Genomic DNA, 14075 nt, shown 5'->3' with positions numbered 1-14075 from the left:
ATCGGCTTATTAGTGCGTCACTTTAAATGTAATATTACTTTCTTTACTTGCATTAATCACTCTACAACCGTTCAGTTTTTGGCTTTATGTTGTTATATTTACTACGTTGCCGCTCAGTATCAGACAAAGAGCAACCATAGCAGGAGTCAACAGATGACTATCCGCATCGCAATTAACGGTTTTGGCCGGATCGGTCGCAATATTCTCAGAGCACTGTATGAAAATAACTACCGAAATCAGCTTCAGGTAGTTGCCATAAACGATCTTGGTGATGCCGAAACAAACGCACACCTCCTGAAATATGATAGCGTGCATGGCCGGCTTGATGGAGTGGTAAGCCACGATGCTGAATCGCTGACGGTTAACGGTGACAGAATTACCATTACCGCCATTCACAACCCGGAGGGGCTTCCATGGAAAGGTCTCAATGTTGATGTTGTCCTTGAGTGTACCGGACTGTTTACCAATCGCGACAAGGCGGCGGCACACCTCAAGGCAGGCGCCAGCAAGGTTATAATTTCCGCGCCCTCTCCCGACGCCGACGCCACGATCGTATACGGCGTCAATCACAAGACGCTGTCCTCAGAGCACGACATCATCTCCAATGCTTCCTGTACTACCAACTGTCTGGCACCGGTCGTTCAGGCCCTTCACATGGCCGTCGGTATCGAAAGCGGGCTGATGACCACCATTCATTCCTATACCAACGACCAAAAGCTAAGCGACACGTACCATTCAGACCTGTATCGTGCTCGCTCGGCTACCCAGTCCATGATCCCGACCAAAACCGGCGCGGCCGCAGCCATCGGCAAAGTCATTCCGGAGCTGAATGGAAAACTTGATGGCCTCGCCGTACGCGTTCCCACCATCAATGTTTCATTGGTGGACTTCAGCTTCATTGCCGGCAAGGACACCACCATTGAAGAAATCAATGGAGCGGTCAAAACAACCGCCAACACCAACCCGGTACTGGGATACAACACCGAAAAGCTCGTGAGCGTGGACTTCAACCACAATGCTCTTTCCAGTGTATTCGATGCCAATCACACCCGCGTTCTGGGCCGTCATGTAAAGGTCATGGCCTGGTACGACAATGAATGGGGATTCTCGAACCGGATGCTGGATAACGCGATTGCCCTGATCAAGGCTGGCCAATAAAGCCTGACGGCGTTGCGCGAATCCACTAATCTGACTTCAAAAGCCTCTCACAAACCAAAGGACACCAAACATGCTCAGGCGTACCAAAATTGTCGCCACCCTCGGTCCCGCGACCGACTCTCCGGAATCTCTGGCTGCCATTATCGAAGCTGGCGTGGACGTGACACGACTGAACTTCTCTCACGGCAGTGCCGAGGAACATATCGGCCGCGCAGAAAGAGTCCGTGAAACCGCTTTGGCGCAGGGGCGCTTTGTAGCCCTTCTGGCGGATCTTCAGGGACCGAAACTCCGGATTGCACGCTTTAGCGATAACAAGGTCACCCTTGTCGCCGGCCAGACCTTTGTCCTTGATGCGAAGATGGACAAGGAAGCCGGCACAGAAGAGCGCGTGGGCATCGACTACGAGCAGCTGATCCAGGACGTCGAGCCTGGCGACATCCTTGTTCTGGATGATGGTCGTATCGAGATGGAAGTAAAGTCGGTGGATGACCAAAGCATCACCTCCATCGTTCTCATTGGCGGCCCTCTGTCCAACAACAAAGGCCTGAACAAACGCGGCGGCGGCCTATCGGCCGATGCGCTGACAGAAAAAGACAAGCAGGACATCGTTACCGCAGCACGTCTCGGCGCCGACTATGTTGCCGTCTCCTTCGTGCGCACTGCCGAAGACATGCACACCGCCCGCCGGTTGCTCAAGGAGGCAGGTTCAGACGCTGGCCTGGTCGCCAAGATCGAGCGAGCAGAATTGGCTGACGACGAAGCCGCACTGGATGCCGTCATTGAGGCTTCGGATGCGGTTATGGTTGCCCGTGGCGACCTGGCAGTAGAAATCGGCGACGCTCAGCTGGTCGGGGTTCAGAAACACATTATCAGTCGCGCCCGCGTTCTTAATCGGGCCGTGATTACTGCGACCCAGATGATGGAGTCTATGATCACCAGCCCGATGCCCACACGAGCCGAGGTTTCAGATGTCGCCAACGCGGTAATGGATTACACCGATGCCGTCATGCTGTCTGCGGAAACTGCCGTCGGCGATTACCCGAAAGAGGCTGTGGAATCGATGGTTCGCATCTGCCTCGGCGCCGAGAAGCATCCGTCCATGCACCAGTCCAAACATCGGATTCACGAAAGTATGGAGCGGGTGGACGAAGCCATTGCCCTGTCTTCGATGTATGCCGCCAACCATCTCGAGGGTGTCTCCGCAATTATCTGCATGACTGAAACCGGCGCAACACCGCGCCTGATGTCACGTATCAAATCCAGCCTGCCGATCTTTGCGTTTTCCCGTCACCACTCAACCCAACACCGGGTTGTGCTCTTCCGTGGCGTTCAGACCGTGCCGTTTGATTCGGCGAAGATTCCCAATGAGCAAACCAATGCCCTGGCCGTGTCTGAGCTGGTGAGCAAAGAAGTGGTGAAGGAAGGCGATCTCGTGGTTATCACCAAGGGTGATTATGTGAACGCCCAGGGCGGAACCAATACCATGAAGATTGTTCGGGTTGGTTCGGACATTCACTGACCGGTTTTCTCGCAGGCCTCTCCGACTGGCATCTGACCCATTAGCCTATGGGCCGGGTGCCGGACAGTGAGGGAGTTTCGGGTTAAAGCTCATTGAGTACGCGCGGACAGTCCGGACATCAGAGATCCGCCAGGCTACCGCGAGCAATCTCTGTCACCTTGGCCCAGTCCCTGGCTGCAACAACATCCTCAGGCGTCAGCCAACTGCCACCAACAGCCTGAACATTCCTGAGGGCCAGATAGTCCTTGGCGGTCTCCCGTCGAATGCCACCGGTAGGGCAAAAAGTCACATCTCCGAACGGGCCACTGAAGGCCTTCAGCGCCGGAACACCACCGGCAACTTCCGCCGGGAAGAATTTGAATTCCCGGTAACCGAGCGCATACCCCAGCATCAGCTCGGACACCGTGGAAATTCCCGGCAGCAGCGGAGCTTCTGAGGTAAGCCCAAACTCGAGGATGGACTCGGTAACGCCGGGTGTAATCACGAATTGGGCACCGGCGGCTTCAACCTGGCGATACTGGGAAACACTGGTGACGGTCCCGGCACCCACCCACGCATCTGGAATGGCCCTGCGTACTTCCTCAATGGCCTTGATGCCATGCTCCGTTCGCAAGGTTATTTCGAGCACAGTAATGCCACCATCAACCAGCGCCTGACACAGAGGAACGGCATCCTCCAGGGCATTGATTGCAATGACCGGTACCAGAGGGGATGCATTCAACACAGCCCTGACGCGCTCTCGGTGAAATTCGGACAGTTGGGGCATGGTCTTCTCCGTAAACTATTCAGGGCGAATATCAAGGACTCCAGAACACTTGCAGGCCAGGCTTCAGAAATCCACGAATGGGCATCGCCATCACGTCAGCCGGATCGGTAAGCGCCTGTCTCAGAGTGTCGAGCTTGTCGTTACCCTTGATATGCAAGGCAGTAAAGCGTGCATCGCGAAGCGGCGGGAACGTCAGTGTAATACGCCTCTGAGGCTGGGACGGCGGTGTCATTGCAGCGACTATTTCCTGGCATTCGGGGTCCATGGCACCGGGCAGCTCCGGAGCATCCGGAAACAGCGACGCTGTATGGCCATCATTGCCCATACCAAGTATCAGCACGTCCAATGGCAAGGCCAGGTCCGCCAGCTCGGACTTCACGGAGTCAAGACCATCGCCGGGAGTGTCGCCTTCCTGCTTGAGAGAGAAAAAGCGTGCGCTTGAGGCCTCATTCTGCAGAAAACTATCCTTAAGGAGACGGGTGTTACTAGCCGGATCGTCTTCAGCCACCCAGCGCTCATCCGCCAGGAGCACATCCACCCTGCCCCAATCCAGATCTTTACGGGAAAGCGCCTCGAAGAATGGCAGGGGTGTGGACCCACCGGAGACAACAAGACTAACGCGGGACGCTTCCAACAGCCGGTCTCTCAGAAAACCGGCGACGGCCTCAGCCAGATCCAGCGCAACCTCATGGGGCGTGTCGCCGAAGTGGGCCAAGACGCCATCTGGAAACCGGATATCAGACGTCTTCATACCAACTCCTGCCATCCCGGGTAATCATGGCGATGGAAGCCACCGGGCCCCAGGTACCGGCGGCATAGCGTTTTGGCGGTTCGCCGCTATCACGCCAGTTCTGGATAACCTGATCAACCCAGCGCCAGGCATACTCGACTTCGTCACGGCGGACAAACAGGTACTGATTACCCTTCATAACCTCCCACAGGAGCCGCTCGTAGGCATCGGGTATCCGGTCGGTATCGAAAGTTTCCGAAAAGGTCAGTTCCAATGGTCCCTGACGCAGACGCATCCCCTTATCCAACCCCTGGTCCTTGGTCAGAATCTTCAGCGACATGCCTTCATCTGGCTGCAAGCGAATGATCAGCTTGTTATTGGCCAGGTGCTTCTGGTCCGGATCAAAGATGTAGTGAGGTGCGGGCTTGAAGTGGATTACGATCTGGGACAACTTCTCCGGCAGGCGTTTTCCGGTTCGAATGTAAAACGGCACCCCGGACCAGCGCCAGTTGTCGATCTCTGCCTTGAGGGCAACAAAGGTCTCAGTTTCACTACCCTTGTTGGCGCCCTCTTCTCCCAGGTAACCAGGAACTGGCTTGCCGTCGCTGGTGCCAGCGGTGTACTGGCCCCGGACCACATAACGCTCCATCATGTCCGGCGTAATCTGACGCAGAGCCTTAAGTACCTTTACCTTCTCATCCCGGATACTGTCGGCCGAAAGATCCGACGGTGGATCCATGGCGATCAGGCAAAGAAGCTGGAGCAAGTGATTCTGGATCATGTCCCGAATCTGGCCAGCCTTGTCAAAATAGCCCCAGCGACCTTCGATCCCCACGCTCTCGGCTACACTGATCTCGACGTGGGAAATGTGGTTCTGATCCCATTGAGATGCGAACAGGTTGTTGGCAAAACGAAGGGCTATCAGGTTCTGAACCGTTTCCTTGCCCAGGTAATGATCAATACGGAACAACTGATTCTCGTTATAGACCTCACCCAGCTCATCGTTGATCACCTTGGAGGACTCCAGGTCATGGCCGATCGGCTTTTCCACCACAACCCGGGTCCTTTCGGTACAGCAGCTTGCTGCCCGCAGGTTCCGGGACAGGACACCATACATGGAGGGCGGCGTAGCCATATAAACAATCAGCTCGTTATTGGCACCATCCCGCCATTCGTTCAGGACACTGAATTCCTCGGGGTCATTGAAATCGAGAATCTGATATTCCACACGCTGCAAGAACTTCTCGGCAACAGATTCCTCGAACTCTTCCGCCTTCACATGATGCTGGAGTTTATCGAATAGCAGCTTGCGCACAGCAACAGTATCCGAGTCCGTGCGGGCGATGGCCAGAATACGACTGCCATCGGCAACCAGGTTCGCCCTCTCCAGCTGGTAAAGCGCAGGGAACAGCTTGCGTTGTGCCAGGTCGCCGAGTGCGCCAAACATCATAAGATCACAACGGGTATTGATCCTGTTGACCATCGATTCCTTCTCTCTGGTGGGTGGAGTGATTACAGGCATCACCCGATTCAACTTGTAATGTAGTAGTTTTATAAAAATAATGACATCGATTATTGGGCCGCCCAAGGACAAAATCGAATTTATGACACTTTTACTACCCAAAAAACCCCAAAAAACCGGTATAATCGGCGCAACTTAAAAAACGATCGCCTCAGATTCAGGGAGTACCATTGATGGCCACGAACCAGGCGCAACGTGACGACAACCTGCTTGAGGACATCCAGTCGCGACTGGACACCCTCAACAAATCCGAGCGAAAAGTGGCCGAAGCCATTCTTCGTGACCCAAGCGCAGCTACTCGTTACAGCATAGCTGCATTAGCTCGCGCTGCAGATGTCAGTGAGCCTACGGTAAATCGTTTCTGTCGGGGGTTTTCGGCAACAGGCTTCCCGGATTTCAAAATCCGTCTCGCCCAGAGCATTGCCACCGGCACGCCTTACGTCGGCCAGAATGTTGAGCCGGACGACACCGTCGCCGAGTTCGCCGACAAGATCATGCTCAGCACGATTGCCAGCCTCGACAAGGCCCGTCAGGCCCTTGACCCGAAAGCCCTGGCCACCGTCATTGATTACCTGATCCAGGCCAAGCAGATCAATTTCTTTGGCATGGGCGGGTCAGCTTCGGTAGCACTGGACGCCCAGCATAAGTTTTTTCGCTTCAACATTCCGGTAATGGTCTACGACGATGCCCTGATGCAGCGTATGGTCGCCGCCGGCGCCAATGTCGGGGATGTCATCGTGCTGATCTCTTACACGGGCCGCACCCGTGAGACAGTCGATATTGCACAACTGGCGCGAGACAATGGCGCCACCGTAATCGGCATCACAAACCCCGACTCGCCTCTGGCAGAGGTTTGCACCGCTGTTCTGGGCGTGACCGCGCCGGAAGACACCGAGGTATACATGCCCATGTCATCCAGGATTATCCATCTGACGGTCATCGATATTCTGGCAACCGGCGTCACTCTCAAGCGTGGTGCTGACTTCCTGGGACACCTGAAAAAAATCAAGGAAAGCCTGAAGCCAACACGATTCCCCCCGAATTACGAGAGCTAGACTACAACGCTCACTTGAGCCGAAGACAAATCCATAAAAAACCCGGGAAATCCCGGGTTTTTTCGCATGGCCAGAGAGTGTTACCCCCTGGCTCGTTCCGGCCCCTTAATCAGGGCCGCTCAACTTCTGCGCGGTTTCTGAGAAACTCCTGATAGGCTGCGTATTCTCGCTGCCCCTCCATAGATGCCAGGACCTGATCCAGCTGTTCATACTCGGAGCCATCCCTGTCGACTTCGCCCTCGTTTACCGCATCCAGCGCCACTACGGCCGCACTACCGGAATTAACCGACTGACCGTAACTGACCGCACCAGCACTGGGACGAGCCAGCGAGAACACCGTTTGTATCACGCCAGGAGCAACCTCGGATGCATTACGGGGCTGTTCCTCATAACTGACCCATTCACCTAACCCGAGATCTTCCAGGGACTCACCAGCCTCAAGACTGGAAATGATTTCCTCGGCACGGCTTTCCAGAGCCATACGAGTCTCCCTGGCAGTCAGAGTTGCCCGGATATTATCCCGCACCTCATCCAGACTCAGTTGCTGGGCATCACGGCGCTGGCTAACACGAGCAACGACGGACACGCTATCACCAACATCAATCAGCTCAGTGTTGTAACCATCGTCCAGAACATCGGAAGAGAATAGTTGACGCACCAGCCCCTCGTGATCAAACGGCGCGGTCCCGCCGCTCCGGGTAATGCCAGTCGCTTCACGGATTTCCAGCCCCAGCTCTTCCGCAGGCCCGGCAAGATCATCAGCAGCATAGGCAGAATCGGCCAGTTCGGCACGCACCTCTGCATAGCGTTCTTCGGCACGATCGCGAGCCAGCTCATTTTTCAGCCGACCCCGGATTTCATCAAGAGGTGGTACTTCGGAGCGACGAACATCATCAAGTTTGATCAGGTGCACCCCGAATCTGGTGTTAACGGCATCAGAAATCTCCCCCTTGCTCAACTCAAACAGGGCTTGTTCAAATGCTTCGTCGTAGACACCGCGCCCTGCAAAGCCAAGGTCGCCACCTTCCTTCGCAGAAACCGTATCAATGGAATATTCCTTTGCCAGCTCTGCAAAGGATTCTCCCGCTGACAGACGCTTCTTAATCGACTCAATCGTTCCATCAGCATTTTCACCGTCTTCAATAAGGATATGAGAAGCGCGACGCTCCTCCCTCGCAAGATCGTCGGCCTGCTGCTGGTAATACGCTTTCAGGTCGTCATCACTGATATCCATGTTATTGGCCAATGCTCCCAGAGAGAGCGTGATGTATGCAGCATCAACCTGTTCCGGCTGCTGGAAGGCACTGCTGTTCTCATCATAAAAGGCCTGAATTTCCTCCTCAGTGACATCCACCATCGCTGACACAGAGCTTTCAGCAATGGTTACCATCCTGAAATCGCGAGTCTGATTCTGGATGCGCAGTAACCTGGCCACGTTCTCATCGGTCGCTACCGCACTCTGAACAATCCCTGCACGAATCTGATTGGTGACATACTGTTTACGAAGTGCCTGACGAAACTCCGAAGGACCCATGCCCATGTTGCGCACAGCTGCTTTGAAGCGCTCAGGATTAAACGCGCCATCAACCTGAAACTGCGGCATCTGGGTAATCAGAGCATCAACATCAGCCTCCGTCAGCGCCAGGCCCTGCTTTTCAGCATCCTGGGTCAGAACCTTTTGCTGAATCAGCGACTCCAGTACGTCTTTGCGAACCTGATCTTCGTCCAGAAGGGAGGGGTCCGGAGTCTCCATGCGCGATAGCCGGCGCTGGCTTTCCATCTGAACGAGGCGTAAAAATTCCCGCTCTGTAATATCCTGACCATTCACTGTTGCCACTTCCGGCTCACCGGAGAATCCGCCGATAATGGCGTCCATTCCCCAGATAGATAGGGACACGATCAACAGACCGATGATGATCTTGGCAATAGTGCCCTGGGCATTTTCCCGAATATCTTGAAGCATGTTTCTCCCGAATCCCTGTTCAAGGTCGTGCGGTTTTTATCGTTTGGCGATGAGCGTTAGGTGCGCTGAACGTAAAAAGGCGCACCCTATCCGGAATGCGCCTTGAATTCTTCTTGGACAGCTCCCTGCGACAGGAGCTGCCAGAGAAAGAACCGTTACTTAACGGCGTCTTTCAGGGCCTTGCCTGCTTTGAATCCAGGCACTTTAGAGGCCGGAATCTTTATTTCAGCACCAGTCTGCGGGTTACGACCAGTGCGGGCAGCTCGCTCTTTAACAGAGAAAGTACCAAAACCGATCAGAGTAACCTGATCGCCTTTTTTCAGGGCACCGGTAATAGAGTTTGTCATTGCGTCCAGAGCACGGCCGGCGGCTGCTTTGGAGATATCTGAAGACTCTGCAATTGCATCAATTAGTTCGGACTTGTTCACACTAAACCCCTTCGATTCCAGGTTGAAGATGTTATAGGTTGGTTTGTTTTTTCTCGGACGTTCTCGACTATCGCATATGCTGTCTGAGAATTCCATTCTTCAGTTTTCTTATTCCTTGCGGTTTTTCACCGGTGTTCGGAATAGGCATTCACTGCGCGGGAGCCCTTGGTATTGGCTGCTTCACGGCGAAACAGTTATACCAACGGGCTCTCTGGCATGTCAACAACTCATCAAGTCTTTAATGTGTATTTATGCGTTCCGGGTTGTCGTTTTCCTCGTCACGGGGCTTCCCTGAACCCGCATCGGAAGACGTATCTTCGTCACGGGGCTCGGGCGGATAAGCCAGTGCAATATCCAGCACTTCATCAATCCACTTCACCGGACGAATCTCCAAAGACTCCTTGATATTTTCGGGTATCTCCTTGAGATCCCTCACATTATCATCTGGAATCAGGACCGTCTTGATGCCACCCCGGTGCGCTGCAAGGAGCTTTTCCTTAAGACCGCCAATGGGTAGCACCCGGCCCCTGAGGGTAATCTCACCGGTCATTGCCACGTCTGCCCGAACCGGAATTTTGGTCAGTGCAGAAACCAGGGCTGTGCACATACCAATACCAGCGCTGGGGCCATCTTTCGGTGTCGCACCCTCCGGAACGTGAATATGGAGGTCATGCTTTTCATGGAAATCATCGGCAATACCGAGCCCCGGGGCGCGGCTACGGACAACCGTCAAGGCCGTCTGAATGGACTCCTGCATGACATCACCGAGAGAACCGGTCTTGACTACACGGCCCTTGCCCGGCGTCAGTGCACATTCAAGGGTCAGCAATTCACCACCGACCTGGGTCCACGCCAGTCCGGTCACCTGACCAATCTGGTTTTTCTCTTCTGCCAGACCGTAGTTGAACTTCTTCACGCCGGAGTAATCTTCCAGCATGTCCGGCTGCAGCGTCACAGAGACCTTCTCACCGGCTTCAACGTGCTCACGCACAACCTTACGGCAGATCTTCGCAATTTCCCGCTCAAGGCCACGTACGCCCGCCTCACGGGTGTAATAACGGATCAGGTCGCGCATCGTCTCTTCCGGAAGCTGTAGTTCGTCCTTGCGCAGGCCGTTGGCCTTGATCTGCTTTGGCAGCAGGTAACGCAGGGCGATGTTCACCTTCTCGTCCTCGGTATAGCCAGGGATTCGAATGATCTCCATCCGATCCAGCAGAGCTGGCGGAATATCCATGGAGTTGGATGTACACACGAACATCACATCTGAAAGGTCGTAGTCGACTTCCAGGTAATGGTCGTTGAAGGTGTGGTTCTGTTCCGGATCCAACACCTCCAGAAGGGCCGACGCGGGGTCGCCCCGGTGATCCATCCCCATCTTGTCGATTTCATCGAACAGGAACAGCGGATTCTTCACACCAACCTTGGAAAGCTTCTGAAGAAGCTTGCCCGGAAGCGCACCGATGTATGTTTTCCGGTGACCGCGGATTTCAGCCTCATCACGCACGCCACCCAGAGCCATACGCGTGTACTTACGATTGGTCGCCCGGGCAATGGACTGACCCAGAGACGTCTTGCCGACACCGGGAGGCCCGACGAGGCACAGCACCGGACCCTTGACCTTCTTCACCCTGCTCTGAACAGCAAGGTACTCAAGAATGCGTTTCTTCACCTCGTCCAGGCCGTAGTGATCCCGGTCCAGAATTTCACGGGCCTTCTCGATATCATGGCGAACCCGACTGCGCTTTTTCCAGGGCACGGCCAGCATCCAGTCGATGTAACCACGCACCACCGTCGCTTCGGCCGACATCGGCGACATCATTTTGAGCTTGTTCAGCTCGGTTTCAGTCTTCTTGCGGGCTTCTTCAGGCAGGCCGGCTTCTTCAAGCTTCTGCTCAAGCTCTTCAAAGTCGTTGTTACCCTCACCCAGGTTACCCATTTCCTTCTGGATAGCCTTCATCTGTTCGTTCAGATAATACTCGCGCTGGCTTCGCTCCATCTGTTTTTTCACGCGGCCACGAATACGCTTCTCGACCTCAATCAGGTCGATCTCGCCATCCAGCTTGCCCAGCAAAAGATCAACGCGCTTACGCAAATCCAGGGCTTCCAGAAGCTCCTGCTTCTCCGGAATCCGCATTTCCAGGTGGGCGGCCATGGTGTCGGCCAGACGCTCCAGCTCCTCAATGCCAGTGAGGGCATTGGAGACTTCGGAGGGAACCTTTTTGGAGAGCTTTACATACTTCTCAAACTCATCCATCAGGGTTTTGATCAATACTTCCTGTTCCCGCTCAGGCAAGGACTCTTCGTCCATCAGCACAGCACCACCAGAGAGGTACTCTCCTTCGACTATATCGCTAATGGTGGCGCGAGCATTACCCTCAACCAGAACCTTGACGGTGCCGTCCGGGAGACGAAGCATCTGGAGCACGGTCGCCATGGTGCCCATATCAAACACATCATCAGCTCCCGGCTCATCAGTGGAAGCGTCCCTCTGGGCAACCAGGAGGATTTCCTTGCTTCCCTCCATCGCGGCCTCGAGGGCCTGAATGGATTTTTCACGGCCCACAAACAAGGGGACCACCATGTGCGGAAACACCACCACATCACGGAGCGGAAGCAGCGGGTATTCTTGCACAACATTTTCGGGTATCCGGGTCATAAGGATTCCTCTGACGGCGTTTCATTCAGCATATCACCCTTCATTGGGGCGCCCTTAAAAATTGCAATCTTTTTACGAAACGAAACAGGACGGGAATGAGGGGACACAAAACGTGAAAAAGGGGCGTTCCCGCCCCTTTTTTTTGAATCAGCCAATACCCAAAGACGACTCAGTCTTCAGGGACAGCCTTGGCATGATCGCTACTTGCGTAGATCTTGAACGGCTCCGAGTCACCGTCGATCACACTCTCATCAATCACCACCTTGGTGACGTCATGCTCGGAAGGGATCTGGTACATGGTGTCCAGCAACGTGCCTTCCATGATCGAACGCAGCCCCCGGGCACCTGTCTTCCTCTCCATGGCCTTGCGGGCAACCGCACGCAGGGCGTCTTCACGGAAGTCCAGTTCAACGCCTTCCATATCAAACAGCTTCTGATACTGTTTGGTCAGTGCGTTCTTCGGCTCGGTCAGAATCTGAACCAGGGCGGCTTCATCCAGCTCGGTCAGCGTCGCAACCACGGGCAGACGGCCAACAAACTCGGGAATCAGACCAAACTTGACCAGATCCTCGGTTTCCACGTCCTTAATGATCTCACCGGCGCTCTTCTTGTCGTCCTGACTAGCTACCGTTGCAGAAAAACCAATGGAGCTGCGCTCAGAACGTTCCTGAATGACCTTATCCAGGCCGGCGAACGCGCCACCACAAATGAACAGGATGTTGCCAGTGTCTACCTGCAGAAATTCCTGCTGGGGATGCTTGCGGCCTCCCTGCGGCGGAACCGATGCAACCGTGCCCTCAATCAGCTTCAACAAAGCCTGCTGGACGCCCTCACCGGAAACATCCCGGGTAATGGAGGGGTTGTCCGACTTGCGAGAGATCTTGTCGATCTCATCAATGTAGACGATACCACGCTGGGCCTTGTCGACATCGTAGTCACACTTCTGCAGCAGCTTCTGGATGATATTCTCGACATCCTCACCAACGTAACCAGCCTCGGTCAGCGTGGTCGCATCTGCAATCGTGAACGGCACGTTCAACATGCGGGCCAGGGTTTCAGCGAGCAGAGTCTTACCGCTACCGGTAGGACCAATCAGCAGGATGTTACTCTTGCCAAGCTCGACCTCAGCCTTGCCTTCGCCGTAGCGCAAACGTTTATAGTGGTTATAAACCGCTACAGAAAGCACCACTTTCGCACGATCCTGACCAATCACGTACTCGTTCAGCGTGTCACGGATCTCGGCGGGTGTCGGGAGACGGTCACTGGCCTCTTCCTGAGCATTCTCCTGAATTTCTTCACGGATAATGTCATTGCACAGGTCAACGCACTCGTCGCAGATGAACACCGAGGGCCCTGCAATGAGCTTACGGACTTCATGCTGGCTCTTTCCGCAAAACGAGCAGTAGAGCAACTTGCCGTTATCGTCGCCTCTGCCGTTTCTTTCATCTGCCATTGAAATACCTCTGATCTTGGTTCGCCGGCGTTACTGGCTAATACGCCGGCCAAGGATGATGCGATTAGTTCCAGTATTATTTATTCGGTACGCGCTTATCAAGTATAGAATCAATAAGCCCGTACTCTTTCGCCTGGGACGGATCCATAAAATAGTCACGATCCGTATCTTTGGCGATGGTCTCAAGATCCTGGCCGGTGTGGTGGGCCAGAATTGAATTCAGTGTGTGACGAATCTTGAGAATTTCACGGGTGTGGATCTCGATGTCCGTTGCCTGCCCCTGGTAACCACCGAGTGGCTGGTGAATCATCACCCGAGAGTTTGGCAGACAGGCACGCTTGCCCTCGGCACCACCCGCCAACAGGAACGCGCCCATACTGGCCGCCTGACCAATACACAATGTTGCCACATCAGGCTTGATGAACTGCATGGTGTCATAAATGGACATACCAGCAGTTACCGATCCGCCAGGACTGTTAATGTACAGGTGGATATCCTTGTCCGGATTCTCGGATTCCAGGAACAACATCTGGGCCACAATCAGGTTCGCCATATGGTCTTCTACCTGGCCAACCATGAAAATCACCCGCTCCTTGAGCAGACGGGAGTATATGTCGAACGAACGCTCGCCGCGGGCAGTCTGTTCGATAACAATTGGCACCAGGCCGGAACTGGTAACCATTGCGGGACCATCAATTGGTTTCTGCGTCATGATGCGCCTGAACTCCTTATGGACAATGGGTCGTGGACTCGCGCCACGACGTGCACTACAGGTGTTATTGCACCCTATACTTTGCCAGCAGCGGGCCCAGATGAAAACAGCCG

The 14075-nt window shown here is 54.5% G+C and carries 11 protein-coding genes; 3 read left to right on the top strand and 8 right to left on the bottom strand.

Annotated features, from left to right (window positions below):
- Positions 1–153: 153 nt before the first annotated feature.
- Both gap and pyk read left to right on the top strand, forming a co-directional pair.
- Positions 154–1158, top strand: coding sequence for a type I glyceraldehyde-3-phosphate dehydrogenase (gap, locus tag KFJ24_RS04215; RefSeq protein ID WP_250829826.1), 1005 nt, complete (start codon positions 154–156; stop codon positions 1156–1158).
- Positions 1159–1228: 70 nt separating this feature from the next.
- Positions 1229–2677 (top strand): pyruvate kinase, encoded by a 1449-nt coding sequence (gene pyk / locus KFJ24_RS04210; protein ID WP_250829825.1) that lies wholly within the window; start codon positions 1229–1231, stop codon positions 2675–2677.
- A gap of 118 nt (positions 2678–2795) precedes the next feature.
- On the opposite strand, the gene KFJ24_RS04205 is transcribed toward pyk, so the two are convergent.
- Genes KFJ24_RS04205 through zwf form a run of 3 tightly spaced genes read right to left on the bottom strand, consistent with a single transcriptional unit; the run spans position 2796 to position 5656 of the window.
- Positions 2796–3443: a bifunctional 4-hydroxy-2-oxoglutarate aldolase/2-dehydro-3-deoxy-phosphogluconate aldolase gene (locus tag KFJ24_RS04205; protein ID WP_250829824.1), complete on the bottom strand. Its 648-nt coding sequence runs from the start codon at positions 3441–3443 to the stop codon at positions 2796–2798.
- A 31-nt stretch (positions 3444–3474) separates the two neighbouring features.
- Positions 3475–4194 carry a 6-phosphogluconolactonase gene (gene pgl, locus KFJ24_RS04200; protein WP_250829823.1) on the bottom strand — a complete coding sequence of 240 codons (720 nt, stop codon included), beginning with the start codon at positions 4192–4194 and terminating at the stop codon, positions 3475–3477.
- Complete coding sequence (zwf, locus tag KFJ24_RS04195; protein ID WP_250832550.1) at positions 4181–5656, bottom strand: glucose-6-phosphate dehydrogenase; 1476 nt, start codon at positions 5654–5656, stop codon at positions 4181–4183. The genes pgl and zwf overlap by 14 nt, the downstream gene beginning before the upstream one ends.
- 212 nt (positions 5657–5868) lie before the next feature.
- Between zwf and KFJ24_RS04190 the strand changes: the two genes are divergently transcribed.
- On the top strand, positions 5869–6750 hold the full coding sequence (locus KFJ24_RS04190; protein ID WP_250829822.1) for a MurR/RpiR family transcriptional regulator: 882 nt from the start codon (positions 5869–5871) through the stop codon (positions 6748–6750).
- 109 nt (positions 6751–6859) lie between these two features.
- Here KFJ24_RS04190 and KFJ24_RS04185 read toward each other — a convergent pair whose 3' ends face one another.
- From KFJ24_RS04185 to clpP, 5 genes are all read right to left on the bottom strand, one after another.
- Entirely contained in the window at positions 6860–8713 is a 1854-nt protein-coding gene (locus tag KFJ24_RS04185) for a SurA N-terminal domain-containing protein (RefSeq protein ID WP_250829821.1), read from the bottom strand.
- A gap of 155 nt (positions 8714–8868) precedes the next feature.
- On the bottom strand, positions 8869–9141 hold the full coding sequence (locus tag KFJ24_RS04180) for an HU family DNA-binding protein (protein ID WP_041344017.1): 273 nt from the start codon (positions 9139–9141) through the stop codon (positions 8869–8871).
- A gap of 238 nt (positions 9142–9379) precedes the next feature.
- Positions 9380–11797 carry an endopeptidase La gene (lon, locus tag KFJ24_RS04175; RefSeq protein WP_250829820.1) on the bottom strand — a complete coding sequence of 806 codons (2418 nt, stop codon included), beginning with the start codon at positions 11795–11797 and terminating at the stop codon, positions 9380–9382.
- A gap of 169 nt (positions 11798–11966) precedes the next feature.
- Positions 11967–13250 carry an ATP-dependent Clp protease ATP-binding subunit ClpX gene (gene clpX / locus KFJ24_RS04170; protein ID WP_250829819.1) on the bottom strand — a complete coding sequence of 428 codons (1284 nt, stop codon included), beginning with the start codon at positions 13248–13250 and terminating at the stop codon, positions 11967–11969.
- A gap of 76 nt (positions 13251–13326) precedes the next feature.
- Positions 13327–13962 carry an ATP-dependent Clp endopeptidase proteolytic subunit ClpP gene (gene clpP / locus KFJ24_RS04165; protein WP_250829818.1) on the bottom strand — a complete coding sequence of 212 codons (636 nt, stop codon included), beginning with the start codon at positions 13960–13962 and terminating at the stop codon, positions 13327–13329.
- Positions 13963–14075 lie beyond the last annotated feature (113 nt).

The sequence above is a fragment of the Marinobacter sediminum genome (assembly GCF_023657445.1).
Taxonomy (GTDB): Bacteria; Pseudomonadota; Gammaproteobacteria; order Pseudomonadales; family Oleiphilaceae; genus Marinobacter; species Marinobacter sediminum_A.
This window is presented reverse-complemented; position numbering and strand designations above follow the sequence as displayed.